The organism is Nocardia sp. NPDC050408, assembly GCF_044458905.1.
Classification (GTDB): domain Bacteria; phylum Actinomycetota; class Actinomycetes; order Mycobacteriales; family Mycobacteriaceae; genus Nocardia.
In genome coordinates this window covers 148,250-175,147 of record NZ_JBITIL010000001.1, presented here as the reverse complement: position 1 = coordinate 175,147, position 26,898 = coordinate 148,250, and the positions used below count along the sequence as shown (strand labels likewise).

Annotated in this window: 25 protein-coding genes; 14 read left to right on the top strand and 11 right to left on the bottom strand. The window is 65.5% G+C overall.

Annotated elements, in window-relative coordinates; genetic code table 11:
* The first annotated feature begins 61 nt into the window (after positions 1-61).
* From ACIBJI_RS00870 to ACIBJI_RS00830, 9 genes are all read left to right on the top strand, one after another.
* The gene (locus tag ACIBJI_RS00870) at positions 62-1,501 is read left to right on the top strand and encodes an AarF/ABC1/UbiB kinase family protein (RefSeq protein WP_364356337.1); all 1,440 of its coding nucleotides are present in this window, start codon (positions 62-64) and stop codon (positions 1,499-1,501) included.
* Between the two features lie 27 nt (positions 1,502-1,528).
* Positions 1,529-2,782, top strand: a complete 1,254-nt coding sequence (locus tag ACIBJI_RS00865; protein ID WP_364356422.1) for a saccharopine dehydrogenase NADP-binding domain-containing protein — start codon at positions 1,529-1,531, stop codon at positions 2,780-2,782.
* A 258-nt stretch (positions 2,783-3,040) separates the two neighbouring features.
* Positions 3,041-3,673: a class I SAM-dependent methyltransferase gene (locus ACIBJI_RS00860; protein WP_397082635.1), complete on the top strand. Its 633-nt coding sequence runs from the start codon at positions 3,041-3,043 to the stop codon at positions 3,671-3,673.
* A gap of 231 nt (positions 3,674-3,904) precedes the next feature.
* Positions 3,905-4,324 carry a hypothetical protein gene (locus ACIBJI_RS00855; protein ID WP_397082633.1) on the top strand — a complete coding sequence of 140 codons (420 nt, stop codon included), beginning with the start codon at positions 3,905-3,907 and terminating at the stop codon, positions 4,322-4,324.
* A 3-nt stretch (positions 4,325-4,327) separates the two neighbouring features.
* On the top strand, positions 4,328-4,987 hold the full coding sequence (locus ACIBJI_RS00850) for a hypothetical protein (RefSeq protein WP_364356346.1): 660 nt from the start codon (positions 4,328-4,330) through the stop codon (positions 4,985-4,987).
* The gene (locus ACIBJI_RS00845; protein ID WP_397082631.1) at positions 4,984-5,679 is read left to right on the top strand and encodes an ESX secretion-associated protein EspG; all 696 of its coding nucleotides are present in this window, start codon (positions 4,984-4,986) and stop codon (positions 5,677-5,679) included. The genes ACIBJI_RS00850 and ACIBJI_RS00845 overlap by 4 nt, the downstream gene beginning before the upstream one ends.
* 120 nt (positions 5,680-5,799) lie before the next feature.
* Complete coding sequence (locus ACIBJI_RS00840) at positions 5,800-6,645, top strand: polyphosphate kinase 2 family protein (RefSeq protein WP_397082629.1); 846 nt, start codon at positions 5,800-5,802, stop codon at positions 6,643-6,645.
* A 126-nt stretch (positions 6,646-6,771) separates the two neighbouring features.
* Positions 6,772-7,548: a DsbA family protein gene (locus tag ACIBJI_RS00835; RefSeq protein ID WP_397082627.1), complete on the top strand. Its 777-nt coding sequence runs from the start codon at positions 6,772-6,774 to the stop codon at positions 7,546-7,548.
* A complete protein-coding gene (locus tag ACIBJI_RS00830; RefSeq protein WP_364356358.1) occupies positions 7,545-8,111 on the top strand; it encodes a vitamin K epoxide reductase family protein in 567 nt (188 codons plus the stop codon). The genes ACIBJI_RS00835 and ACIBJI_RS00830 overlap by 4 nt, the downstream gene beginning before the upstream one ends.
* Here the strand turns inward: ACIBJI_RS00830 and ACIBJI_RS00825 are convergent.
* The gene (locus tag ACIBJI_RS00825) at positions 8,108-9,226 is read right to left on the bottom strand and encodes a S1C family serine protease (protein ID WP_397082625.1); all 1,119 of its coding nucleotides are present in this window, start codon (positions 9,224-9,226) and stop codon (positions 8,108-8,110) included. The two genes, ACIBJI_RS00830 and ACIBJI_RS00825, sit on opposite strands and share 4 nt — an antisense overlap.
* 185 nt (positions 9,227-9,411) lie before the next feature.
* Between ACIBJI_RS00825 and ACIBJI_RS00820 the strand changes: the two genes are divergently transcribed.
* On the top strand, positions 9,412-10,464 hold the full coding sequence (locus tag ACIBJI_RS00820) for an NAD(P)-dependent alcohol dehydrogenase (RefSeq protein ID WP_364356364.1): 1,053 nt from the start codon (positions 9,412-9,414) through the stop codon (positions 10,462-10,464).
* 46 nt (positions 10,465-10,510) lie between these two features.
* The gene (locus ACIBJI_RS00815) at positions 10,511-11,713 is read left to right on the top strand and encodes an AI-2E family transporter (protein ID WP_364356367.1); all 1,203 of its coding nucleotides are present in this window, start codon (positions 10,511-10,513) and stop codon (positions 11,711-11,713) included.
* Here the strand turns inward: ACIBJI_RS00815 and ACIBJI_RS00810 are convergent, their stop codons facing one another.
* Positions 11,714-13,015 (bottom strand): hypothetical protein, encoded by a 1,302-nt coding sequence (locus ACIBJI_RS00810; protein ID WP_364356370.1) that lies wholly within the window; start codon positions 13,013-13,015, stop codon positions 11,714-11,716.
* A gap of 124 nt (positions 13,016-13,139) precedes the next feature.
* On the opposite strand from ACIBJI_RS00810, the gene ACIBJI_RS00805 reads away from it, so the two are divergent.
* Both ACIBJI_RS00805 and ACIBJI_RS00800 read left to right on the top strand, forming a co-directional pair.
* Positions 13,140-13,700: a TetR/AcrR family transcriptional regulator gene (locus ACIBJI_RS00805; RefSeq protein ID WP_397082623.1), complete on the top strand. Its 561-nt coding sequence runs from the start codon at positions 13,140-13,142 to the stop codon at positions 13,698-13,700.
* A 240-nt stretch (positions 13,701-13,940) separates the two neighbouring features.
* Positions 13,941-14,672, top strand: coding sequence for a ZIP family metal transporter (locus ACIBJI_RS00800; protein ID WP_364356376.1), 732 nt, complete (start codon positions 13,941-13,943; stop codon positions 14,670-14,672).
* Between the two features lie 10 nt (positions 14,673-14,682).
* Here ACIBJI_RS00800 and ACIBJI_RS00795 read toward each other — a convergent pair whose 3' ends face one another.
* The 6 genes from ACIBJI_RS00795 to aceA form a co-directional block, all read right to left on the bottom strand.
* Positions 14,683-15,579: an LLM class flavin-dependent oxidoreductase gene (locus ACIBJI_RS00795; RefSeq protein WP_364356379.1), complete on the bottom strand. Its 897-nt coding sequence runs from the start codon at positions 15,577-15,579 to the stop codon at positions 14,683-14,685.
* A 159-nt stretch (positions 15,580-15,738) separates the two neighbouring features.
* Positions 15,739-16,305: a TetR/AcrR family transcriptional regulator gene (locus ACIBJI_RS00790; protein ID WP_364356382.1), complete on the bottom strand. Its 567-nt coding sequence runs from the start codon at positions 16,303-16,305 to the stop codon at positions 15,739-15,741.
* Positions 16,305-16,724, bottom strand: a complete 420-nt coding sequence (locus ACIBJI_RS00785; protein WP_364356385.1) for a VOC family protein — start codon at positions 16,722-16,724, stop codon at positions 16,305-16,307. The genes ACIBJI_RS00790 and ACIBJI_RS00785 overlap by 1 nt, the downstream gene beginning before the upstream one ends.
* Before the next feature lie 108 nt (positions 16,725-16,832).
* A complete protein-coding gene (gene metE, locus ACIBJI_RS00780; protein WP_364356388.1) occupies positions 16,833-19,139 on the bottom strand; it encodes a 5-methyltetrahydropteroyltriglutamate--homocysteine S-methyltransferase in 2,307 nt (768 codons plus the stop codon).
* 328 nt (positions 19,140-19,467) lie between these two features.
* Positions 19,468-20,337, bottom strand: coding sequence for a 3-hydroxybutyryl-CoA dehydrogenase (locus ACIBJI_RS00775; protein WP_364353397.1), 870 nt, complete (start codon positions 20,335-20,337; stop codon positions 19,468-19,470).
* Positions 20,338-20,708: 371 nt separating this feature from the next.
* A complete protein-coding gene (aceA, locus tag ACIBJI_RS00770) occupies positions 20,709-21,998 on the bottom strand; it encodes an isocitrate lyase (protein ID WP_364353400.1) in 1,290 nt (429 codons plus the stop codon).
* Positions 21,999-22,430: 432 nt separating this feature from the next.
* Here aceA and ACIBJI_RS00765 point away from each other — a divergent pair, with 432 nt between their 5' ends.
* A complete protein-coding gene (locus tag ACIBJI_RS00765) occupies positions 22,431-23,552 on the top strand; it encodes a lipase family protein (protein ID WP_364353403.1) in 1,122 nt (373 codons plus the stop codon).
* A gap of 82 nt (positions 23,553-23,634) precedes the next feature.
* On the opposite strand, the gene puuE is transcribed toward ACIBJI_RS00765, so the two are convergent.
* Genes puuE through ACIBJI_RS00750 form a run of 3 tightly spaced genes read right to left on the bottom strand, consistent with a single transcriptional unit; the run spans position 23,635 to position 26,776 of the window.
* Positions 23,635-24,543 (bottom strand): allantoinase PuuE, encoded by a 909-nt coding sequence (gene puuE / locus ACIBJI_RS00760; RefSeq protein ID WP_364353406.1) that lies wholly within the window; start codon positions 24,541-24,543, stop codon positions 23,635-23,637.
* A gap of 5 nt (positions 24,544-24,548) precedes the next feature.
* A complete protein-coding gene (alc, locus tag ACIBJI_RS00755; RefSeq protein WP_397082620.1) occupies positions 24,549-25,571 on the bottom strand; it encodes an allantoicase in 1,023 nt (340 codons plus the stop codon).
* A 17-nt stretch (positions 25,572-25,588) separates the two neighbouring features.
* A complete protein-coding gene (locus ACIBJI_RS00750) occupies positions 25,589-26,776 on the bottom strand; it encodes a DUF6986 family protein (RefSeq protein ID WP_364353413.1) in 1,188 nt (395 codons plus the stop codon).
* Between the last annotated feature and the right edge of the window lie 122 nt (positions 26,777-26,898).

The window sequence follows — 26,898 nt, the reverse complement described above, 5'->3', positions numbered from 1 at the left end:
TACGCAAGCTACCGCCTGCGCGCCCGTCGCGCCGACCGCTGGCACCAATGGAGGTACCTCGATGGCGAAGCAAGTGCCGACTTCTCGGCTTGCTCGTGGCACCAAGCTGGGTGCGGTGGCAGCCAGTTCGGTAATCCGAACCCAGCGCACACGCCTATCCATGCGGGGCAGGTCGGAGGCCGTACGCGCGAAGATGGCCGAGGAGTCCATGATCCGCACCACCGAGCAGGTGGTCACGGTCCTCGGGACCATGAAGGGCGTGGCCATGAAGCTCGGCCAGATGATGTCGGTGCTCGATCTGGATCTGGTACCGGAGAGCCATCGGGAACGCTTCCAGAAACGACTCGCTGTGCTGCGCAACGCCGCGCCGACGGTCTCGTTCGAATCGATGCGACAGGTGATCGAGGAGGACTTCGGGCAGCGGCTGGACGCGGTATTCGCCGAATTCCAGCCCGAGCCCATTGCCGCGGCCTCGATCGGGCAGGTGTATCTGGGGCGGCTGCACGACGGACGTCAGGTCGCGGTGAAGGTGCAGTACCCGGGCATCGATGCGGCGGTGCGCGCCGATCTCAAGAATCTGGCCATGTTCCGGCGCGTACTGCAATCGGCGATGCCATGGGTGACGCCCGCCGTACTCGACGAGTTGCGGCTGAATATGGAGAGCGAACTCGACTATCACGCCGAGGCCGATACCCAACTCCAGATCGCCGAGCTCTACGCCGGACATCCGTTCATCATGGTGCCGCGGTCGCTGCCCGAACTCAGTACGACGCGCGTGCTGGTCAGTGAATATGTGGCGGGCAAGGGATTCGAGGAGATCCGGCAGCTGCCCGCGACCGAACGCAATCGAATGGGCGAGATCATCTACCGCTTCTATGTCGGTTCGCTGTTCAGCTTCAACGAATTCTGTGGCGACCCACATCCGGGAAATGTGTTGCTGGCCAACGACGGCCGGGTCGGCTTCCTCGACTTCGGCCTGTTCAATCGGATGGATCCCGGACATGTGCGGTTCGAGACGATCTGTCTGCGCGCGGCGGCCGAGGATCGGGCCGAAGACCTGCGGCAGTTGATGATCGAGCGTGGCGTGATCGATTCGCCGGACGAGATCGGCGCCGAGGAATGCCTGGAATATGTGCTCGCGGCCTCGGAATGGTGTCTGACCGACGAGGAGCTGACCATTACCCCGGAGCTGGCAAGCGGTGCGTTTCTGCTCGCTGTCGATCCGCGGGCCAGTGAATTCGCCGGGATGAAGCAACAGAATCTGCCGCCGGAGCACCTGTTCTCCCGGCGCGCCGACTTCCTCACCTTCGGCATGCTCGGCCAACTCGAATGCACCGCGAACTGGCACAAGATCGCCCGCGAATGGCTCTACGACGAGGAACCGGTCACCGATTTGGGTAAGGCGCATCGGGAGTGGTTGATCGAGCGCAAGCCGACGCCGACCAAGAAACCGCGGGCGCGGGCGAAGAAGCCGACCCCGCGCGGTTCCGGCACCAAATAATCCACCACAGCGGCTATCGAACGGAAGATCATGGCAGACAACCGAGAATTCGACCTAGTGCTCTTCGGCGCAACGGGTTTCGTCGGCAAGCTCACCGCGGAGTATCTACTCGGCGCGGCGCCTGCTGAGGCGCGCATCGCATTGGCGGGTCGCTCGCTCGACAAATTGACCACGGTCCGTGACGAACTCGGCCCGGCCGCCGCGAATTGGGGTCTGGTGGTCGCCGATTCGACCGACCAGGCCGCTCTGGACGAACTGGCCGCGCGAGCCGCGGTCGTGGTGACCACTGTGGGCCCGTACCTGCGCTACGGCCTGCCGCTGGTGGCCGCGTGCGCGAAGGCCGGGACCCACTATGCCGACCTCACCGGTGAACCGCTGTTCATCCGGGACGCGATCGACGGGTATCACGAGCAGGCGGTGGAGACCGGCGCAAAGATCGTGAATTCCTGTGGCTACGACTCGATTCCGTCGGATCTGAGCGTGTACCAGCTGTACAAGCGCACGGTCGCGGACAACACCGGCGAGCTCGAGGACACCACGCTGATCGCATCGCTGAAGGGCGGCGTGAGCGGGGGCACCATCGACTCCGGCCGGGCCATGATGGAGGCCATCGCGGCCGATCCGGCCAAGGGTTCGGTGATGAGCCACCCGTATTCGCTCAGCCCGGATAAGTCGATGGAACCCGATGTCGGCCGTCAAACCGACCAGGCGCTGCAGCGGGCAAGCAGCATCGATCCAAGCCTGGACGGATGGGTCGGCACCTTCGTCATGGCCGCGCACAACACCAAGATCGTGCGCCGCACCAATGGCCTGCTCGGCTGGGTCTACGGCAAGAACTTCCGCTACCGCGAGGTGATGAACGCGGGCAAGTCTGCCGCGGCACCGCTGGTGGCCGCCAGTATGGCAGGCGGCATCGTGGCGACGATGGCCGCCGGTGCGGTGCTGTCGCGAGTCTCGGTGGGCCGCAAGCTACTCGACCGGATCGTGCCCAAGCCCGGCACCGGACCGAGCGAACAGGCGCGCACCAGTGGCTGGTTCAGCATGAAGACCTACGCGCGCACGTCTTCGGGCGGGAAATACGTGGCGACCTTCTCCGGCACCGGCGATCCCGGCTACCAGGCCACCGCCGTCATGCTCGGACAGGCCGGACTGTGCCTGGCATTCGACGGTGCGAAGCAGCCCGAATTGGCAGGCATCCTCACCCCCGCATCCGCGATGGGCGACGCGCTCACCGAGCGGTTGCGCGCCACGGGCATGACCATCGAGGTCGAGCGCACCTAACTGCCTTCCGCGTCGCCCGACCAGCCGCCGCCTCACATACCCTCCGCGTACGTGGCAGACCGTCGGCAGATCTCGCACATCGACTCGCCGCGCGACACACCGCACCCGAACCGGGAGGTTATGCGAGAGCTCGAGATGCGGACACTTCGATCGCGTGATCGGAACTCCCCAACGACGAGGAGCACAAATGAGATCCGGACCAGTCGAGCGTCATAGACGGGTCACCGCACCGCTACCAGCCGACCCGAGGTCGGTGCGGTGAACCTCGCTCGACGCACCATGAACGCCCCCGCCCTCGCCGCGATCTACGAAAAGGCTTGGCGGCCTGCACTGTTCTATCTGGCGAGCGGCCGCAGCACCACCGCCGACCGCCGCGACGCCGTCACCACCCTGCGTCTCGACGCGTCGCAGAAGGTACTCGATATCGCCTGCGGCCCAGGCAACTTCACTCGCTACCTGAGCAATGCCCTCGACGGAGACGGCTACGCCATCGGTCTGGACTACTCCGCACCGATGCTCGCCCGCGCCGTCGCCGATAACGCGGGTCCGCGCGTCGGCTACCTCCGCGGTGACGCCCGCAACCTGCCCTTCGCCGAGGGCACCTTCGACGCCGTCTGCTGCTTCGGCGCGCTCTATTTGATCCCCGATCCGATTGCGGCAACCCGCGAAATGATCCGCGTCCTCGCCCCTGGCGGCCGCGTCGCCATCACGACCAGCCACCGTTGGGACCCGCCCTTCAGCCGCGCCAGCCAAATCGTCGCCGGCTGGGCCGGTCTACGCGTCTTCGACACCGACACCTTCCCCGAACTCTTTGCCGAACACGGCCTCACCGACATCGACCAACAGATCCACCGCTCCCTCCAATACCTGAGCGCCACCCGCCCCACCTGACCCCACACCTCCGCGCATCCCGCACACCTTCGCTACACCTCGCACACCGACTCACCGCACGACACGCTGCACCCCAAGCACCAAGGTGTGCGATATGCCCAGAACGTATGTGAGGGGGCACATTACGGCGGAGTGTTGGTTGGGGATGGGGATAAGGCGTTACGGGGCGGTGGGTGGGGGCGGTAAAGTGCCCGCAACGGTGGGTGGACCGAACGTGAGGGGGCGACCCAGATGGCGGTACCGGATACCGGTCAGCGGATGGCCAGACAGTTGTATGCCGCAGCCACCGGAACCAGCGGCGGCGCCCCCTTCGAATTGGCCGAGGATGTCGCCGAAAACCTTGCCGCCGCATGCGACAAGCTCGTCGAGGATCTACAAAAAGCCACGGCCACCGGACATCTCGTCACCGATGTAACGGGCTTCCCCAATCTGCCGACGGGCCACGGCCTGGCAAAAGGCTTCGGCGACAAGGGCACTCAATTCCTCGACACCGTCACCGCATTCCAGGAGACCGCCCTGCTGTACAAGGCCGCCTATCTGGCCGCGGGCAAACGTTTCGAGGATGCCGAGGCCGCGAACCGCGCCGCGCTACAGCTGATCACCGACTACCTGGAGTCGCCGCGCGGCGAACAGGCCGACGGAAACCACTGACCCATGGCCGATTCCGTCACCAGGGCAGCCGCCGACGCCATCCGGGTCCAGCAGCGCGCCGTCGCCGCCTCCGCCCGATCGGCCAGCGGCGGAACCGATCCCCCCTACGCTCCCGAGCGCGAACTGTTCGGCGCCTTTACGCACCAGGAGATCTGGGATCTGGTGCACGAGGTCATCGATCCCGCGGCTCTCGGCCGGGTCGCCGATGCCTGGCGCGCCAATGCCACCGCGGTCGCCGAGGCATTCCAGGCTTTCTCCGATGCCACAAATCGCGAATTCGCGCACTGGTCTGGTCGTTCCGCCGATGCCGCACTGCGCGCCACCCGCGAATTCGTCCGCGCCGGCACCGAGGCGCACGATATCTGCCGCGCGGTAGAGCGCCTGATGGAGCTCAATTCCGATGCGGCACAGGCCATCCGAGCGGCGATTCCACCGCCGCCGCAGTATCGTGCTCTGGAAGATCCGGCCGCCGAGGCGATCCACGGCGGACAACGCAGGATGGACCACGACATGGCCGCTGCTACGGCGCAGGCCGATGTCCAGGACACGATGACCTATGTCTACACCCCGATCATGCCCACCTCCGGCGACCGTGTCCCCCGATTCACCCCGCCACCCGATGGACCACAGATCGCGCGGGCGGATCCCGGGGGCACACGGTGAAATGGGTATTCACCCCGGACGAATTCACGCATGTCTGGGAGAACGAAACGAGTCTGGACCGCCGCCCCTACCCGGTCAATCTGGCGCCCGCCGCCACCGTCCGCACCGAATCCGAGTACGCCGCACTGCGACTACCCCAGCGTTTCGCTCGCCAGGCCGATGCCGATCTGGCCGCCGCACTCATGCTGTGCGCGCGCACCGACGCCACCACCATCACCATCTCCGGTGAGTCGGGGGCCAAGCGGATCCTTGTTTTCGCAGCGGTGGTGCACAACCACGCGGGCATTCTGATCGCCGATATCGACAAGGTGACGGTGCGCATGTCCCACGCCCGCAACCTCGGCAAAAATCTGGTCGAGATCATCGGTCCAGCCGAGCCGGGCAAGCTAGCGCCCATGCGGGAGCCGCAGGACGCGGTATTGAATTCCGACGAAGGCGACAGCGCCACCAATGGCCATCGCCGCGCGGCCCGGTTCCGCCAGGCCCTGCGAAAACCGGTGGACGGTCGCGGCTTCATCACCGTGACCGTGGAACCGGAAAACCCGATGTCGCCGCCCACCCGGCACCGCAGCTGGCTCGATTTCACCGGCGACGGACGCTATCTGCTCAGCACCTCGCACGAGCTGACCCTGACCCCGGTCACCGACGAGGATTTCGCCGGTCAGCTGCTCCGCCTGGCCCAGGTCAGCTGACCGTCGCCAGGCACTGGCAGTCGCCACGTCGCAGCATCCGCGCACCCGAACGGAGCGAATCTTACGAGCGACCCGTTCGCGCCGAAGGCGCGGCCACGAATACAGCCATAAGATACATCGATGGCGAAGAAATGGTCTCTGCCGCCCAGTGAGGCCCTGCGGGCCGATGGCTTGCGCATCGCTGATCTCGACGCCTCCGGTACGCCCGGATTCAATGGTGACAAGAGGCAGGGCCAGAAGCTGCTCGCCGAACGCACCACCGTGCTGTCGGATCTGCAGGAGAAGCTCTATGCCAACGGCCGTTCCGGCGATACCCGCAGCGTGCTGCTGGTGCTGCAGGGGATGGATACCGCGGGCAAGGGCGGCATCGTCCGCCACGTGATCGGTTCGGTCGATCCGCAGGGCGTCGACCATGCCTCCTTCGGCGTCCCGACCGAGGAGGAGAAGAGCAACCACTTCCTGTGGCGCATCCGCAAGGCCCTGCCGCGTGCCGGCCAACTCGGTGTCTTCGACCGCTCGCACTATGAGGATGTGCTGGTCGTGCGGGTGCATAATCTGGTGCCGCCGCAGGTCTGGGAACCGCGCTACGACGAGATCAACGTCTTCGAGCGGGAACTGGTCGACCAGGGCACCACGCTGGTGAAGGTCGCCATGTTCGTCTCGCTCGACGAACAGAAGAAGCGGCTGCGCGAACGGCTGAACCGACCGGATAAATATTGGAAGTTCAATCCCGCCGATATCGACGAACGCGGCTACTGGCCTGCCTATCAGGAGGCCTACCAGGTGGTGCTGGACCGCACCTCGACCGACTACGCCCCATGGCATGTGATTCCGTCCGATCACAAGTGGTTCACCCGCCTCGTGGTCACCGAACTGCTCATCGATGCGCTGGCGGGGCTGAAACTCGACTGGCCGCCGGCCCTATTCGATGTCGAGGATCAGCAGCGCAGGCTCACCCGGGCCTGACCAAGGTTCCTCTCAGGTTGACCACGGATGATGTGGCCGTGCCCGTCCACGCCCCGGGGGTGTTCCGGATCTACCATCGTGGCGGCAGGAAACCGGCAGGCAAGCGAAAGGCGTGGTGAACGCACGGTGAGCAAAAAACCGGGTGGTAAAACGAATCCGCTCGCGGCGGCGGAGCGCGCCGACCGCAACCGCAAGATCCTCATCCAGGTGGGCGTGGCCGTTGTGCTGGTCGGGCTCATCGCGGCGATCGGCATCGGTATCGCGGTGAAGAACGCCGACAAGAACGATCTCGGTGCCACCCCGTCCATCGCCGCCACCGCGAGCCAGCTGCCCAATGGGGCCGCCGCGACCATCACCGATAACGGTGCGGTCCGCATCGGCAAGCCGGACGCGAAGGTGACCGTCCGTGTCGTCGCCGACCTGCAGTGCCCGGCCTGCAAGGCCTTCGAAACCGCCAACGCGCAGGTCATCAAGGATGCCGTCGACAAGGGCACGGCCATCGTCGAATACAACATCATTTCGTTCCTGGACAAGGCCTCCACTACGAAGTACTCCTCGCGCGCGGCCAATGCGGCCTACTGCGTCGCCGAGGCGGATCCGTCGAAGTACCTCGGCTGGTTGTCCACCATGTACGAGCAGCAGCCCGCCGAGGGCAGCGCGGGGCTGAGCGATGACCAGCTGATCACCATCGCGAAGGGCCTCGGCCTTCCCGATTCGGTCGGGCAGTGCATCATGGACGACAGCTACAACAAGTACATCGGGGCCAAGACCAAGGACATGCTGACCAGCGGAATCAAATCCACCCCGACGGTCTTCGTCAATGGCAAACAGCTCCAGTCCAGCCAGGAACTGATGGTTCCCGGCGGCCTCGCACCCGCGATCGCCGCCGCCGCGGGCCAGTGAACACCGCGACATCCAGGTCCGCCTGGGTGCTGCTGATCGGCGGGCTGGCCGGCTGGCTCGCCTCGGTCACGTTGACCATCGAGCGGTTCAAGCTGTTCACCGATCCGAGCTACCGGCCCTCGTGCAGCATCAACCCGATCCTGTCCTGCGGCAGCGTAATGACCACCGAACAGGCCGCCAGATTCGGATTTCCCAATCCGATCATCGGCATCGTCGGCTTCTCGGTGGTCGTCACCCTCGCGGTGCTCGCCGTCGCCAATGTGCGCTTCCCGCGCTGGATCTGGGGCGGGCTGTGGGTGGGCACCGTGCTCGGCACGATCTTCATCTGCTGGCTGATCTTCCAGAGCCTGTACCGGATCGGCGCGCTGTGCCCGTACTGCATGGTGGTGTGGGCGATCATCACGCCGCTGCTCGCGGTGGCCACCGAACAGCTATGGGCTGGTGCGCAGGGGCCGATGCGGATCGTCGTCGAGTGGCGCTGGACCTTCGTCGCGGTGTTCTACGCCGTGGTGCTGCTGCTGATCTTCCTGAAGTTCCAGGATTACTGGCTGTCGCTGGTCTAGTTCGGTGTGCCCAGCGCGAGCACCACGGTGACCTTGCGCTGCACTCCGCCGAGACCGAGGACACCCAACTGCACGGTGTCAGCGGGTTTGTGCACATTGATCGCGGCCCGCAACGCCGTCGCGGTTGTGATGTCACGGTCGTCGATCGAGGTGATCACATCGCCATCGATGAGCCCGGCGGCGCGAGCCGGCAACCCGTACAGTGCGACATCGATCCGTGCCCCACTCGGTTTCGCGTCGGAGATCAGTACACCGAGCGTCGCGGTCGGCCCGATGTGCACGGTTTCGGTGGGCGTGCCGGAACGAATCTGGCCCACCACCCGCATCGCGGTGTCGATCGGCACCGCATAGCCGTTAGGGGTGCGCCCGACCTCGCGCGAGGTCTCGCCGGAGGCGGCGGTGATCACCCCGACCACCGTGCCATCGGGATCGGCGAGCGCACCGCCGGACTGTCCGGCGGTGACCGGTGCCGCGATCTCCACCATCCCGGTCAGCGCTTTGCGGGTCAGATCGGAGGAATTCAGCGCGACGATCGAGCTGTTCAGATCGGTGACATTGCCCTGGATCGAGGTCGGCGTGCCACCCGCACCGCCCGCATTGCCGATGGCGAGCACGTCCTCGTGCACGCGCAGCTCGGCGGAGCGGCCGATGCGCGCGATTGTCAGATCGGTGGCGCCGCTGAGCTCCAGCAGCGCGATATCGGCACCGCCGTCGTAGCCGAGCACCTTCGCGTCGTAGACGGCGCCGTTGCCGACATCGGTGACCGTCACGGTTTCGGCGCCCTTGACCACATGATGGCTGGTCAGCACCTGTCCGTCGGCGGTGAGCACGATCCCGGATCCGGCCGCACCGAGTCCGAACGGCCGCGAGGACGTGCTGATATTCACCAGCGCCGGTTCCACGGCCTGGGCGACCGCCACCGGATCCAGCGGCGGCAGCGGCTCGAGTAGGGCGGGCGGGGAGTTGTCCGCACCAGAGGTCGACGACCAGTCGGGCAGTTCACCGCGGAAGCCGAAGAACGCGGCCACGGCGAGCAGGAAGGCCGCGATCAGCGCCAACGCGCGCCCGCCACCTTCTCGCTGCCGCTCGGGCGCGCGGTGCCGCTCGTCGTCCATGCCGCTCTCCCGCCTCCGGCTGGGCCCTTGACCAATTCCATTGTGGCCGGAGATCAATATTCGGCGGCGCGTTTGGCAAACCTCCGCTGCGGCGGTAGGCATGTACGCATGAGCGAACGCAGTGAGCGAATTATGACGCGGCGCCCACCGCGCATGCCGAAGCCGAGCGCCAGTGAGGCGCGGGCATGAGCGTTGCTGCTGCGTATGCGATGTCCACGCCCGATGGGCATTTCGAGAAGCTCACGATCGAGCGGCGCGAGCTCGGACGACGCGATGTGCTGATAGATGTCGAATACGCGGGCATCTGCCATTCCGATATCCACACCGCCCGCGATGAATGGGGCGGCGCCAAATACCCGTGCGTCCCCGGACACGAGATCGCGGGCATTGTCGCCGCGGTCGGTCCGGAGGTGACCAAGCATCGGGTCGGCGATCGCGTCGGCGTCGGCTGCATGGTCGATTCCTGCGGCGTTTGCGGTCCCTGTCTGGCCAATGAGGAGCAGTACTGCGAAAACGGCGCCACCATGACCTACAACACCCAGGTGGACGCATCCATCCAGCCGGGTGGGTACACAATGGGCGGCTATTCGAGCCAGGTCGTGGTGACCGAGAACTTCGTACTGTCGATTCCGGAGGGCATCGGACTCGATGTCGCGGCGCCGCTGCTTTGCGCGGGTATCACGGTGTTCTCCCCGCTGCGGCACTGGAATGCGGGGCCGGGTAAGCGGGTCGCGATCATCGGCATGGGTGGACTCGGACACGTCGGGGTGAAGATCGCCGCGGCGATGGGGGCCGAGGTCACCGTGCTGAGTCATTCGCTCAGCAAGCAGGACGACGGCAAACGCTTCGGCGCGCACCACTACTACGCGACCGGCGATAAGCAAACCTTCCGCGATCTGCGCAACCACTTCGATCTGATCCTCAATACCGTCTCGGCCGATCTGCCGATCGACAGCTACCTGCGCCTGCTGAGGCTGGACGGCACCCTGGTGATCCTCGGTATGCCCGAGAAGCCGTTGAGCGTCAAGCCTTTCACCATCGCCGGATACCGGCGGGCGCTGGCAGGGTCGATGATCGGTGGTATCGCGCAGACCCAGGAGATGCTGGACTTCTGCGTCAACCACGGAATCGGTGCGGAGATCGAGCTGATCTCGGCCGATGAGATCGATGGCGCATACGACCGGGTCGTCGCCAGCGATGTGCGGTACCGGTTCGTGATCGACGCCTCGACGATCTAGTCCGTGTCGTTACGCCGATTCGTCGCCGGTTCGCTAGCTTGGCGATGTGTCTGCGGATGAAGAGCAATCCCCACCCGCCGAAACGGCGGTGGTCATCGCCGATGTGACCGCAGGGCCGCCGCCGTGGCTGTTGCGAGCATTCCTGCTCGCGGCGGCGACGGTGGCCGGGCTGGTGTGCGGCTTCTGGATTCTGCAGAAATTGCAGGGTTTCCTACTGGTGCTGCTGGTTTCGCTGTTCCTTGCCTTTGCCATCGAGCCAGCGGTGAATTGGCTTGCCGCGCGCGGGGTTCGGCGCGGGTTGGCGACCGGGGTGGTGTTCCTGGTGTTGGCCGTCGGCACCGTCGCATTCGTGTGGACGCTCGGCGCGCTACTGGTCGACCAGGTCACCACCCTTGTCAAGAACGCGCCCGAAAACGCGGATCAGGCCGTCGACTGGGCCAATCGCAACTTCAAGACGAATCTGTCCGGCAATGATCTGCGGAAGTATCTTGGTGAGTGGAGTTCCACCATCGACCGCTATCTAGTCGGGCTGGCCGGTAATGCCTGGGGTGTCGGCACCGCCGCGGTCGGGGCAATCTTCCAGTCCCTCGGCGTGCTGTTGTTCACCTACTACTTCGCCGCCGACGGACCGCGCTTCCGCAATGCGGTCTGCTCGTTGCTGCCGCCGCGCCACCAGCGACATGTGTTGCGCGCCTGGGATATCGCCGTCGACAAGACCGGCGGCTATATCTATTCGCGCGGGCTGCTCGCGCTGTGCTCGACGATCGCGCACTATGCCGCGCTGCGCATCCTCGATGTGCCTTCCGCATTCGCGCTAGCGCTGTGGGTCGGCGTTGTCTCCCAGTTCATTCCGACCGTCGGCACCTATCTCGCCGGTGCGCTGCCGGTACTCGTCGCACTGGTGCACGGTCCGTCCACCGCGCTGTGGATTCTGGGCTTCATCGTGGTGTACCAGCAGTTCGAAAACTATGTGCTGCAACCGAGAATCACCGCGACCACGCTGGATATGCATCCGGCCGTGGCATTCGGCGCGGTCATTGCGGGTGCGGCGATACTCGGGCCGACCGGTGCGCTGCTGGCGATTCCGGTCACCGCGACGGTGCAGGCGTTCGCGGGCGCCTATATCCGCCGTTATGAGGTCGAAACGGACAGCGATACCGAAAAGACCGAGCAGCCGCCGAAGAAACAACGGAAATGGATGCGCCAGTTGACTATTCGCCTCAGCGGAAGCGGTCGGTCACTGGAGTGATCATTCGGCGCGAATGCCCTGCAGTGCGTCGATCAGCGCCAAGCTGACCTTGCCCATTTGGGCGCGGCTGTGCTGGGCGGTGTCGTACTCGACCTGGATGGTCAGGCGCCCGCCGATGGTGAAGGCGGTGAGCTTCGGCGGCATGCCGGGGCCCATGGCGTAGACGTCGTCGCGAATGTGGCGGATACCGGCTGGCGTCGAATGTGCGGGCAGACGACCGATATTGGAGATGGCGACGGTCGGCGGGGCCGCGAAGATCGCGGCAATTGCCGCGTCCTGGACGCGCTGTGAGGCGAGCAAAAATATTGGGGCTTCGCGCTGCTCCAATGCGGTCGCCATGCCCGCGGCCACCTCGTGTGCGATATCGATCGGGCTCGCATTCTCGGCGACGAGCGCGAAGGTGCCAACACCGGACGCACAATTCAGCATCGCGTGCGCGGGCAGCGGTGGATTCAGCTCGGATCGCACGTCCACCGCGTGGCCACAGAATACCGGGAGCTTTCCCCGCATAGGTTCGAGCTGGGAACGGAATGCGACGAGTGCGGCGCCGCTGAGCAGGCTGTTGATCGAAAGCCCGCGCGCGCGAGCGGCGTCGATCAGGATCTGGGTTTCCTTGGTATCCAGTTCGATTCGCTGCACCGCGAATCGGCCCAGCGGATCGTCGCCGATCCCGTCACCGTCGATCGGCAAGGTGCGCGGAGCCGATTCCGGACCCATCATCGAGGCCGCCGCGAGGACCCCGTCGAGTGCCCCGGCTACCTCCGCATCCGAAACCACCTCGGCAAGTTGGATATCGATGCCCTCGGGCAACCCCTGATCGGCATCCGCCTGTGGCAGCGCGGTTCCCGTCGCATGCGCGGTGTAGCGCTGCCACATCTGCGCGAGTAGCGCGAAAGCCGACCTGCCATCGGCGATTCCGTGATGGATGACCAGGACGATCTGATCGCGCTCACCGTCGCGGAGTAGATGGGCGCGGAACAGGCCGTCGCGCCAATCCCGTGGTCCGTTCACCAGATTCAGGTACTCGGCTTCACCGCCCTCGGCTATCTCGAGGCGGGGCCGGTAGGCGTCGTCCCGGCGGAAATACAAGGTTCCGTCGGCATCGGCCACCGGCTTGCTGCGCAGCAGTGGGTGGTCGGCCGTCAGTTCGTCGAGCACTCGGCGCAGGATCTCGACATCCAGCAGGCCGTGCACGGTGGAACCGATGAACAGCGGCATACCGCCGGTCGGCACGCTGCCGAGTCGGGTTTCGGAGCCGAAGTAGGTGAGTTCGAACGGAGAAAGCGGTCGCTGTGCGGTCATTGGTCGTCTCGTACTTCTGTGTGGTGGAGCAGGCTACGCCCTCAACATACAGTTGTTTCAAACGCTTGTCACAAACAATTGTTTGAAACGTGTGTCATAAACAGATGTATGCCACGCTGATGAGGTGGGAACCCGAGAAGATCTGCTCGCCGCGGCCAAGCAGTGCCTGGCCGAACGCGGATACGCGCGCACCACCGTGCGGGATATCGTGGCCGCCTCCGGCACCAACCTGGCCGCCATCAACTACCACTTCGGCACCCGCGACAAGCTGCTCAATCAGGCGATGATGGAATCGAGCGCGGATGCGGTCCAGCGGATTCTCGATTCACTCCCCGCCCGCGACACCGCGGATCCGGTCGCGCGACTGCAGGACTTCTTACAGCAGCTGACCACCTCGTTCACCGAGGATCACGCCCTTTGGACCGCCAATGGCGAAAGTCTGGCCCAGGCACTGCACTCCCCCGAACTGCGCGCCGAACTGGGTGCCGCCCAGGAACGGGCGCGCACCGAACTATCCGACTTCTTCGGTGGGCAGAACCCGCAAGTAGGCGCCGTCCTGCAAACCATGATCGGCGGGCTGCTGATCCAACACCTGGTCGACCCGGAAAACGCCCCCACCGCTGCCGATATCACCGCAGGTCTGTGCACTCTCGGCGCACTGCTCCCAGCTGAGAGCGGTACTTGACCGCCGCACCGTTGTCTATGCGTGCTTCCGGGTGGTCCCGCTGGGCGCGAATCGTCGCTCGCTCACCCCTCTGTGCGCCGTAGCCCGCTCACGCGTTGATCCGCTCGGCCACATCCACGCTCTGCGCGCCCGAAATGGCGGCCGCTGCCAATGCGTCGTGCCGCTGGCTTCGCGAACAGGTAGCGAACTTACTGCGCGAATATCGCATCGCCTCGGCGACGAGTGACCGATGCTGGACCGATGGCGATTCTGCTCGCGCTGGTATCGATGTGCTCGACCTTGGTCGGCGGGCTGGTTGCGGTGCGGATCGGCGACCGCAAACATCTGGTGCTGGGACTGGCGGCGGGTGTCATGTTGGGTGTGGTGTTCTTCGACCTGCTACCGGAGGCTTTGGAGCAATCAGGGGAGATCGTGCTCGGTGTCCCGGCGGCGCTCATCGCCACCGTCGTTGGTTTTGTCACCATCCACATCATCGAGCGCGCGGTCGCCATCCACACCGGCCATGAAGGCGAATTCGGTTCACACAAGCACGGTTTCGAATCCGTCGGTCTGCTCGCCGCGGCGGGGCTGATCTTCCACAGCACCCTCGACGGTCTCGGTATCGGTTTGGGCTTCCAAGCCGGAGCCACCGTCGGTATCGCGGTCGCCATCGCCGTCATCTGTCACGACTTCGCCGATGGCTTCAACACTTTCACCATCACCACGCTGTACGGCAGCGCCCACCGACGCGCGCTGATCCTGCTCACGTTGGACGCCATCGCCCCGGTAGTCGGTGCGGTGATCGGCACCGTCATCCGGGTTCCGGCCGCAACCGTGGGCCTCTACCTCGGCTACTTCGCCGGTTTCCTGCTCTACCTCGCCACCGCTGACATCCTCCCCGAGGCCCACGCCGAACACCCGTCCCGACTGACCCTGGCCTGCACCGTCACCGGCGCGATATTCATGCTCGTCGTGGCCACACTCAGTCACTGACCAGCAGTGGTCAGCGCTCGTCGAGTTGCGGCAGCACTTCCTGGGCCACCCAGGCCACGGCCTCGGCGAATGCGGGACCGGGCACCGGCAGCCAGATCGAGCAGGCGTGCAGTCCGGCTTCGTGGAGGGCACCGAGTTCGTCGACGATGCTTGCGGCCGTCGGCTGCCCGCCACCGAGCAACCGTCCTGGATCGCGGCCGATGGCGGTGAATCCGGGTGGGACCACGAAGGCGACCGAAGTCAGTCGCAGCGGCTGCCGCTCGATGGCGGATGCTTCGGCGAGCTCGGTGAGCCGGTTGTGGATTCGCCGCAGCTCGGCCGGATCGGCGACCGGACCGTGCCATGCGCTGCCGAAGCGCACGGCTCTGCGCAGTGCGGCATCGCTGCTTCCGCCGACCCAAACTGGTGGTCCACCGGCCGTGCGCGGCGCGATACCGAGCCGTGGCTCGGCCTCACCTCGCCACAACGCGGCCAGCACTTCCAGATGCTCGCCTGTGAGCTTGCCGCGTTCCTTGAATGGCACTCCCACGGCATCGAATTCCGCACGGTCCCAACCGGTTCCGACGCCGAGCGCAAACCGCCCGCGCGACAGTCGGTCGAGTGTCGCGGTCTGATGGGCCAGCACGACCGGGTTGTACAGCGGCAGGATCAGCACGCTGGTCGCGATGCCGATGCGCGAGGTCGCGCCGGCGATGGCCGACAGCATGATCAGCGGCTCATGCGTGACACCCAGCTCACCAGCCAGCACATGGCTGCCTGCGACAATATGATCGAAGCCCAATTGCTCTGCGGTACGAGCGGTTTCGACGACATCGTCGAGGTCGTCGGCGTTCTCGGGCCATAACCCATGCGGTGCGATACCGAGCCGAAGGCCCTTGCTCTCACCGACTGTTTCTCTCAAAGGCATGGCGTTGGCTCCCGATCCGTGTCTTGACAGCGGCACGCCGGGCACCCTGTCGATTCACCGCGCGCCCTGTACACCGGTGCCCGGTTGGTAGACGAGCTGCCCGGCCCATCAGATCAACACCGACAGTCGCCCGCCGATTCCGGCGCAGACTCGGCTGGGTCAGCGAGCGATAGCGCGCAGCACGGCATCGACCGACTGGTCGGCGAGGGTTTCGTTCAGCGGTAGATGGCCGAAGAGGGCGCGGTAGTAGATCGGGGCGGCGACCGCGTCGAGGACGAAATCGAGGTCGACACCCGGATCGATATCACCACGGTGGATGGCCGACTCCAGGGCGATCGCGGTACTTCGTCTGCGTGGTTCGAATACCGTTGCAAGGAAATGCGCGCGTAGTTCCGGGTCGTTGGCGAGATCCGCCACCAGGGCGGGAAGGACGTGGTTCAGCGAGGTATCGCGTAGTGCGGCAACCAGATTGCGCATTGCGATGGTCAGATCGGCGCGCAGGTCGCCGGTGTTCGGAGTTGGTCGCAGTCCCAGTAGGTCGGCGACGACATCGACAACGAGGTGACGTTTCGAGGGCCAGCGGCGGTAGATCGCCGGGCGGTGCAGTCCGGCTCTGGCCGCGACCTGGCCGATGGACAGTTCGGCATAGCCGTTCTCGTCCAACAGCTCTCGAGTCGCGGCGAGCACCGCGGTATCTATGCGGTCTTCGCGGGCGCGTCCCGGCATCAGAACACTGGACGCGGCATCAGGACGACTCGCCAACCGTCCGGATCCGGAAAGGTCAAGCCGCCGTTGGCCGCCCAGTACGGATTCTCGGCGGGGACCGGCTGCACGCCGAATTCACCGAGGCGCTGTGCGACGTCGTACATCTGGGTTTCGGTCGAAAAGTAGAGCACCAGCAGGTTTTCCGCGCTCGGCGCATCGCCGGGACTGCCGTCCACGTGGGTGGTGAATTCCAGGTGATATCCGGTGCCCGGCAATCCGAGCATCACACCGTCGTAGCCCGCGTGATTTTCGAATCGGTAGAGCTCGCGCAGTCCCAACCCCTCGACGTAGAACCGCACGACCTCTACCAATCGATCGGTGGGCCTGGCAATTCGAACCTGGGCCACCGGCAACGACTCGGGCCATGTCTGCTCAGCCATATCTCAACGATACAGTACGCACTGTACCGATTTGATATGGCATTCATCACCGAGCCGCAAAAGACCGCCGCCACGTCCGAGACATGGCGGCGGCCTTCGTCTTCGGTATTACTCCGTCGGCGCGGCCCGCCGGCGAACGCGGCGAGCGGCCGCGACCATATTGCGCAGCGAGGGCTCGAGCTGCCAGTAGTGCCGGGTCTTCAGACCGCCGTCCGGATTCGCCCACAGGCGTTCCGGACTGATGGCTTCGGCCGCGGCCGTAAGCAATTCGTCGAGCTCATCGATATCCGGGATCCGCGCCGAACGGCTCTCGTAGACACCGGGACCGACGCCGTGACTCAGGCCGTGACCCGATACGGAATCTTCCTTGAGCGCCTTGAGCACCCATTCGATCGAGCGGGTCGCGACGATCGCGGTGACATCGGCGTCGAGTTCCTCGATCGCGTCGACCACCTCGGTGCGACCGGAATAACCGATATGCGTATGAATCTGGGTCTCCGGCTTGACGCCGGAGGTGGCCAGGCGGAACGCCGCGACCGCCCACCGCAGATATTCGGCGCGCCCGTGCGGTCGCATGGGTAGCAGCTCGCGAATGGCGGGCTCGTCGACCTGGATGATCGAAATCCCGGCCCGTTCCAGATCCACGACCTCATCGCGAATGGCAAGCGCGACCTGATCGGCGGTCTCGTACAGCGGCTGATCCTGGCGCACGAACGAACGCGCGATCATAGTGACCGGACCGGTCACCATGCCCTTGACCGGCTTATCGGTCAACGACTGGGCATAGCTGATCCACTCGACCGACATCGGCGCGGGCCGCGACACGTCACCGTAGATGATCGGCGGTCGCACACAACGGGATCCGTACACCTGCACCCAGCCGAAGTGGGTGGTCGCGAAGCCGTCGAGCAGCTCGGCGAAGTACTGGATCATGTCGTTGCGCTCATGCTCACCGTGCACGAGCACATCCAGGCCGATGTCCTCCTGCAGGCGGATCGTGGCCTCGATCTCGGCCTCGATCTTCTTGCGGTATTCGTCGTAGGACAGTTTGCCCTCGCCCAGGTCGTAGCGCGCCTGACGAATCTTGTTCGTCTGCGGGAAGGAACCCAGTGTGGTCGCGGGCACCGGCGGCAGATTCAGCTTGCGCTGCTGAGCTTCGCGGCGCACCTCGTACGGTTCGCGCGAGCGCATGCCGGGCGTGATCGCGTAAACCCGTTGCCGCACCGCGTGTTTCTGCTTGAAATGCACCTCGGTCGGCCGCTTGCGCCACTTGTCCGACGGTCCCTCGGTGAGCGCCTTGGCGAGCGAAACCACCTCGCCCACCTTCTGTCGCGCGAAGGCGAGGCGGTCGGCGACATTGCCCTCGATTTCGTATTCGGCGAGCACGTCATAGGGCACATGCAGCAGTGTCGTGCCGGTGGACACCACCAGATCGGGGCACACCTTGGCCAGCTCGTTGAGGTATTCCAGCGTCACATAACGATCCGCGCGCCAGACATTGTGACCGCTGATCACGCCCGCGTACAGGCGCTTACGCCGAATGCCGGGAATCTCGGCGAGCTCTTCCGGCTGGATCCGATAACTGGCCAGATCCAGTCCGATGGCCTCGACATTGGTCTCGGCCAGGATGCGCAGCGCCTCACCGAAATCACCGTATTGCCCGGTGACGAGCATGCGCGGACGCAGGGCAGAGGTCGAAAGTCGTTGGTAGGCACGCTCGAACGCGGCGAGTTCCGCAGGCGTGCGCTCACTGGTGAAGCACGGCTCGTCCAACTGCACACAGGTGGACCCGCGCTTGGCGAGGATCTCGAACAGCTCCTCGTACACCGGAAGCAGCTTGTCCAACAGGCTCAGCGTGTCGAAACCGCCTGCCTCACCGGGGATATGGCCCGCCTTGGACAGCAGCAGCAGCGACACCGGGCCGACCACCACCGGACGCAACTCGATATCACCGGCCTTGGCGCGATCCCATTCGTCGAGCAAAGCCTCTGGGTGCAGCGAGAATTCGGTGTTCTCGTCGAGCTCGGGCTGGCGGTAGTGGTAATTCGTACCGAAGAACCGCACCAGCTCCAGCGGCGGCAGATCCGGCCGACCGCGCGCCATCAGGAAGTAGAAGTCCAGCGGATGCAACTCGTCCTGGTAGGGCTTGAACCGCGCGGGCACCGCACCGAACAGCAGCGCATTGTCGAGAATGTGGTCGTAGAAGGAGAAGGTGTTGCCCGGCACCTGGGTCAGCCCGGTGGCGGCCAACCCGTTGTACTGCCGCTCCTGGATATCGCGCCCGACCGCGAGCAGTTCGTCGCGCGAAACCCCACCACGCCAATAGCCCTCGAGGGCCCGCTTGAGTTCCCGGTGCGGCCCGATCCTCGGGTAGCCGAGAATGCTGGATCCGTAACCGTCCTGAACGTTCACCATGAGCGGGGCACTCCCTTGCTGTGTTGATTGGCCGCGCCTGCGGCGCGGCGTGTTCGCGGCCCCCTGGTGTCTCGCGTCCGAGCCGACGAGACTCGCGCCTGCGGCGCATGCGCTTCGACGGCTCGGACGCGAGACGGGCCGCGAACGGTCGCTCGTAAGACTCGCTCCGTGGTGCTTGCGTAGGGCATAACAGTGGCAGGCGCCCACGACAGCACGTCTTCAACAGACTAATCCGCTGACAGCGTCTACTCTGTCTGATTTGCGACGTCTGATGGCTCTCGTCCGAGTGGCGCCACCACCGCGGTATCAGACCAGAAGCGACGCGTTATCAGACCTTGTACTGGTAGAAACCTGCGCCGGTCTTCTTGCCGAGTAGACCGGCCTCGACCATGCGCATCAGCAGCGGCGGCGCCGAGTACAGCGGCTCCTTGAACTCCTGGTACATGGAGTCGGCAATGGATTTCACGGTGTCGAGGCCGACCAGGTCGGTGAGCGCCAGCGGACCCATCGGGTGGGCGCAGCCGAGCACCATCGCCTTGTCGACGTCTTCCTTGGTGGCGAAGCCGGATTCGACCATCCGGATGGCCGAGAGCAGGTACGGAACCAGCAGCGCGTTCACCACGAAGCCGGAGCGGTCGGCCGAGCGCACGACCTGCTTGCCGAGCACCTCGCCGGCGAAGGCCTCGGCCCTCGCGGACACGGCCGCGCTGGTCTTCAACGTGGTGACCAGCTCGACCAGCGGCAGCACCGGCACCGGGTTGAAGAAGTGCATGCCGACCACGCGCTCCGGGTTGGCGGTGGCGACGGCGATCTTCATGATCGGGATGGAGGAGGTGTTGGAGGCCAGCACGGCGTCCGGATCGGTGACGACCTTGTCGAGTTCGGCGAAGATGGCGGTCTTCACCTTCTCGTCCTCGAGCACCGCCTCGACCACCAGCTGGCGGTCGGCGAAATCGCCGAGGTCGGAGGTGAACCGCAGCCGCCATGCGGCCTGTTCGCGCTCGCGCTCGGTGATCTTGCCGCTACTCACGCCGCGATCCAGCGAGCGCAGGATGCGAGCGCGGCCCGCGGCGGCTAGCTCCCGGGTCTGTTCGTAGACGAGCACATCGATATGCGCCCGCGCACACACTTCCGCGATTCCGGCACCCATCTGTCCGGCACCGATGATGCCGACGCGCTGAATCTTCTCGCTGCTCACGTCCCGCTCCTGCTGTTTTTGTCTGGCTGTCGGGTGGCTGATGACGAAGGGTGCTCCGATAAGAGCCAGCCTTCGATGGTCCAAGGTATAGGGATGCCCTCCCGGCCGGGGCTGTTCAGCCGGGAGGGCGGTACACCCCTACTGGAGTAGAGGATTAGCGGTATTCACGTTGGGAACCTCAATTCCCTGTGCAAACACGGTGTGGCGACGTCGAGGGCTTCCGTACCCCCGTACGGGGCGAGCCCGACGAGCCCGTTCGCGGCCGGCTCGCTTCCGAGTACTCGAAGCGCATGCGCCGAAGGCGCGAGTCTCGAGTGCTCGGAAGCGAGCCTTGGGGGCCGCGAACACGCGGCGCGGAGCGCCGCCATGTATCAGTGGAACTGGCCCTCTTCGGTGGAACCCTTCAGGGCCGCCGTCGAGGTGTTCGGGTCCACGGTGGTGGCGATGGTGTCGAAGTAGCCGGCACCGACCTCACGCTGGTGCTTGATGGCGGTGAATCCACGCTCGGCGGCGGCCTTGAACTCGCGCTCCTGCAGGTCGACGAAGGCGGTCATGCCCTCGCGGGCGTAGCCGTGGGCCAGGTCGAACATGCCGTAGTTGAGCGAGTGGAAGCCGGCCAGGGTGATGAACTGGAACTTGAAGCCCATCGCGCCGAGCTCACGCTGGAACTTCGCGATGGTCGCGTCGTCCAGGTGGGCCTTCCAGTTGAAGGACGGCGAGCAGTTGTAGGCCAGCAGCTGGTCCGGGAACTCGCTGCGGACGGACTCGGCGAACTTGCGGGCGACCTCGAGGTCCGGCACGCCGGTCTCCATCCAGATGAGGTCGGCGTAGGGGGCGTAGGCCTTGGCGCGCGCGATGCAGGGCTCGATGCCGTTCTTCACACCGAAGAAGCCCTCGGCGGTGCGGGTGCCGTCCAGGAACTCACGGTCGCGCTCGTCCACGTCCGAGGTGATCAGGGTGGCGGCCTCGGCGTCGGTGCGGGCGATGATCACCGACGGCACGTCGGCGACGTCGGCGGCCAGACGCGCGGAGGTCAGGGTGCGGATGTGCTGCTGGGTCGGGATCAGCACCTTGCCGCCCAGGTGGCCACACTTCTTCTCGGAGGCCAGCTGGTCTTCCCAGTGCACACCGGCGGCACCGGCGGCGATCATGGCCTTCTGCAGTTCGTAGGCGTTCAGCGCGCCACCGAAGCCGGCCTCGGCGTCGGCGACGATCGGGGCCAGCCAGTTGGAGACGGAGGTGTCGCCCTCGACCTTGGCGATCTCGTCGGCGCGCAGCAACGCGTTGTTGATGCGGCGGACCACGGACGGAACCGAGTTGGCCGGGTACAGCGACTGGTCCGGGTAGGTGTGGCCGGACAGGTTCGCGTCGCCGGCGACCTGCCAACCGGACAGGTAGATGGCCTTCAGGCCGGCACGGACCTGCTGAACCGCCTGGTTACCGGTGAGGGCACCGAGGGAGTTGATGTAGTCCTCGTTGTTGACCAGATCCCAGAGGATCTCCGAGCCACGACGGGCGAGGGTGGCCTCTTCGACGACGGTGCCCTGCAGCTTCGACACCTGCTCGGCGGTGTAGTTGCGGGTGATGCCCTTCCAGCGCGGGTTGGTGTCCCAATCCTGCTGGATCTCCGCAGCGGTCTTCGGGGTGCCGGCGTTCGACATCTCTGACTCCACTTCTTCGTTTCGGTGCCCCACGGTCGAGCATCGCTCGAACTGCTGTGGCGGCAATTTGCAGGCTTGCTAGGCCAATGGGGTGTACTTCCACACGATTGCACACCAGGAAATAGCCGTCTACCTGTTGCAAGTGTGAATCGGAGCTAGGTTTCGACCGGCCTTTGCTAACCTTGCGAAATTTGCCTGCGAATTGCAAGCATGCAACCTACCCGCCGGTAGCTCTGACGTGCGGTTTTAGCGTAACGCTCGTACTGTTTGCGATCGCTCCCCGGCCCGCCATCCGACGCGCTCGGCATTCCGGGTTGTGAGCACCTTCACAAGCGTCTGTGTGGTCCCCGCCACCTCGAGATGGGCGCGATGGTTCGATTGACGGACCGAGTCCATCGGGGAGAGACGCTCAGCGTCCGAGAGGAGCTTTTTATGCGGAAACTGTGGCTCGCCGTTGCCGTCGTATGTGGCCTTGGCGTGCAGTCGCCCGCGGCGAGCGCCGATCCGAGCACGGTGGAATCCGTCGCGCCGCTGGCCGCGGTGGCGACGCTGCCCGGGTCGGTGGATTCCAGCCGCATCTTGTATGCGACGACCACCACGAACGATGCGCCGACGGTGGCCAGCGCCGCGGTCTATTTCCCGCCCGGGGAGGCACCCGAGGGTGGCTGGCCGGTGATCGCGTGGGCGCACGGCACCGTCGGGCTCGGCGACAACTGCGCCTACAGCATCGCCGGACCCAGCGCGGTCGAACGGGACTGGGCGTATCTGGGGACCTGGCTGCGACAGGGATACGCGATCGTGGCCGCGGACTATGCCGGACTCGGTACGCCGGGCGACCATCCCTACCTCGATGGACGCGTGGAAGCACACAATGTCGTCGACGCGGTCAAGGCCGCGACCAGACAGTACTCGTCGCTGGCGAAGAGGTGGATGGTCGTCGGGCAGTCACAGGGCGGCGGTGCGGCCGTGTTCACCGCCCGGTACGCGACCGAATTCGGCGGACCGGAACTCGATTACCGCGGCGCGGTCGGCACCGGCGTACCCGCGTATATCGAAGACATACTGCAGCTGCTCGGGCCGCAGGTGCCAGCTGTCGAGTTGAACCACCACAGCACCGCGTACCTGCTCTACATCCTGAACGGGTTGCGCACGACCTATCCGCAGCTTGACATCGAGTCCGTCCTGACCGACTCCGGCCGCGAATGGCTCGGCCGGGCCCGCGAGATGTGCGTCACCCCGCTGGCCGACGCGCTGGGCGCGAACGACGTGCTGGTCGGCGACCTGTTCGCACGGCCGCTCGCACAGATTCCGAACCTGCACGGACTGTTATCCGGGTATATGGGCCTGCCCGAATCCGGTTACGACAAGCCACTGTTCCTGGGCCAGGGCCTGCTCGATACGGATGTGATCGCCCCGCAGACACTGCGGTTCGCCGCAGTGCTCGCGGCCAATCAGCAGCCGGTCACGTTCTACGTCTACCCCTACGATCACGACGGGACGGTCAACGCGTCATTGGCGAATTCGCTGTCGTTCGTCCGCAATCAGTTTGCCTGACGCGATCCGAACGACCTATCCGTAACCGCCTTCGGTGTCATCACCGCGGAATTTGCGCGGTTGTCGGGCACACTCGCTGCCGCTAGTCGCGGCCGATCGGTTGGTGGGTACGGTGCCAGTGTTCGGCGATATCGATGCGTCGGGTGATCCAGACATCGTTATGAGACTGGACATGGTCGAGGAAGTGCTCGAGGGCGGCTATGCGAGCCGGACGGCCGACCAGACGACAGTGCAGACCGATCGACAGCATCTTCGGACTGCCCTCCGCGCCTTCGCGATAGAGCACATCGAAGGCGTCGCGGAGGTGGGCGAAGAATTGTTCGCCGCTCGGGAAGCCCGCGGGTGAGGCGAAGCGCATGTCGTTGGTGTCGAGGGTGTACGGGACGACCAGGTGGTTCCTGCCACGCACGGTGACCCAGTACGGGAGATCGTCGGCGTAGGAGTCCGAGTCGTAGACGAAACCGCCGTGTTCGACCACCAGTTCCCTGGTGTGCGGTGAATCGCGGCCGGTGTACCAACCGAGCGGGGCCGCGCCGGTTAGTTCGGTGAGGATGCGCACGGCCTCGGCCATATGCTCGCGCTCGATGTCGCGGTCGGTGAGTTGGTAGGACTGCCAGCGCAGGCCGTGACTGGCGATTTCGTGACCGAGTTCCTGAAAGGCCGCCACCGCCTCCGGATTTCGCTGCATAGCGTGGGCGACGGCGAAGATGGTCAGCGGTAGGTCGCGGCGTGCGAAGACGCGCAGTACGCGCCACAGTCCGGCGCGAGAGCCGTATTCGTAGAGCGATTCCATGCTCATGTGGCGATTCGGAAACGCTTGCGCGGGAGTCATTTCCGAGAGAAAAGTCTCCGAATGCGGATCGCCGTCGAGCACATTGTGCTCCGCGCCCTCTTCGTAATTGAGGACGAACTGGACCGCGATCTTCGCACCATCGGGCCACTGCGGATCCGGTGGCGTCGCGCCGTAGCCGACGAAATCTCGTTCACCCATGCCACTCAGCCCCCGAGTTCGCCGTAGAGGCGCAGCCGTGCGAGCCCGCCGTCCGGGTATATATCCAGTCGGACCTCCTCCACCGAGGCCGCCATCGGCGCAATCACGAAGCGGTGCCTGGTATCGGGCAGCAGTTCGGTGCGCGGGAGCAATTCGAGTTCGGTGCCGTCGGTGGTGCGGCCGGTGAGTCGGGCCGAGCCTGGGCTATTACCGAGGAAGTACGACGTATCGATCTCCGCGAGGCGGATGAGGCCGGGTCCGGCCAGCCGGATCCGCACCCAGTCGTTGCTGTCGTCGCGGCGGCGGGCGGTTTCCCAGCCGTCACCCATTTTTCGCGCGAGACCCGGGTAGAGCAGTTGGTTCGGCGAACTGTAGAAGCGGTTGGAACAGTCGAGGACCAGGGCGCCGTTTTCCAGGGCGGCCAGGTCCAGTGGGCCAAGGCCGAGCAGATTCGGGTCGGGCCTGCCCTCGCCGTGCACGCGCAGCCGGGCGACGCCGCCGTCCGGGTGCATGGTGAGTTTCACATGGGTCCAACGGTTTTCGTTCTCGATCGAGAATGGATTGCGGCTGTCACCGGTTACCGGGGCCCGGTCGATCAGGGTCACCCAGTCGTCGCGCTCGGCGATGGTTTCCGCGGATGGATAGCCGTCGATCTCGAGTGCTGAGAGCGAAACCGCGGGCGGATAGTTGCCCTTGAACCAGGCGGTGTCCACCACGATGCCGCGGATCACGCCGGGTACGCCCAGCCGCACGATGGCGCAATCGTCGCCGGGGCGGCCGCGGTGCCTGCGGGTTTCCCAGCCGTCGTAGATCTGGCCCTTGTGTCCGAAGGTCGACGGTCGGTATTCCGACGGTCCCGGATTGATCAAATTCTCTTTCTCGGCGAAGAATTCGTCGTTGGCCCAGATGACCGAGCCGCCGAGCGCCCGGACGGCAAGGTCGGGCAGCTGCGTGAAAACTGCGGCGTCGGGCCCACCCGTCGCCCGCCGATCACCGTCCACGGAATCGCTACGCGATGCTCCACTCATTACACCTCCTGCGTAGTTCACAGCGTCTCCTGCGGAATCGGCTCGCGCGCGACGAGTGCCCGCAGCACCCCGGGAGTCAGTACCGGTGCGAGCGCGCGCAGCTCATCGGCGGTGCGTGCGCCGCAGTTCAGGCCGCGTAAAACGGTGGCCGCCAAGGCTTCCGCGGTGGCGGGCTCGTCCATGACGCCGCCGCAGCGCCGGTCGAGGTAGGCGACCAGACGTGGCACCGCGACGTCGATGGCGCGACGGAAGAATTCGTAGGTGGCCAGCCAGCGGGTGATCAGGTGGCCCGGATGCATGTCCCAGCCCTGGTAGTAACCCAGGCGCAGCGCCCGGCCGACAAGCCGATGATGGTTGCGCAGTGCGGATTCCGGATCGCGGTCCGGCACGATCTGGGTGGAGCCGTCACAGATCCACACACCCGTCTGGGCCGCGGCCACCTGCATGATCGACTTCGCGTAGTCCGCCGTCGGATGGTCGAGCGCCTGATCGGGTGCGGCGATACCGCACGCTGCGGTGTAGTCATAGGTGCCGAAATGCAAAGCACTGCAACGGCCTTCGGACATGCGAAGCATCTTGGCGACCGGGACGCTGCCGTCGGCGGCGATAATCGCCTGCGGGCTCTCGATCTGCAGTTCGAATCGCAGGGTGCCCGCATCGAGCCCGCAGCCGCGCTCGAGTCCGTCACACAGGGTGACCAGCGCCGCAGCCTGGTGCGCCGCACGGATTTTCGGGACGGTGAAGACGAAACCCCGCGGCACACCGCCCGCGGCATCCAAGACCAGCTCGAGGGTGCGCAGGGCGCGAGTGCGTTCGATACCCGCCAAGCCCTTCATCCGGATGCCGAAGCTGGTCGGCCCACCGGGTTGCTGCGCCCACGCGGCGAGTGTCGCGCCGGCATCGGTGGCGGCCTGGTCCTCCTCGGCGTCGGCGCGGAATCCGTAACCGTCTTCGAAGTCGATGCGCAGATCCTGGATCGGCCGCTGCTCGAGTTGGCTGCGCACGGCGGGCAGCGCGGCTGTGCCGTCGATTCCGGCGAGCAGATCATGGTGGCGATCGAGCAGTTCTATCGCCGCCGCACCCCATTCGACGGGGGTCGTGGCCGTGGCCCGGTCGGCGGGGACGTAGGCGGTGTGGATCGGCTGGACCCGGCCGTCGGAGCCCGGATACCGGGTCCGCAACTCGGCGTCGACCGTGTCGAGCATCGCGTCGATGCGAGCGCGGGCGTTCTCGGGTAGCCGTGTCGAATTTGCGCCGCTCGCCGGCGCTGTGTTTCCCGGACCCGGGTGGTTACGCACGCTGCCTCCTCCGGGCCTGACGCTCACGT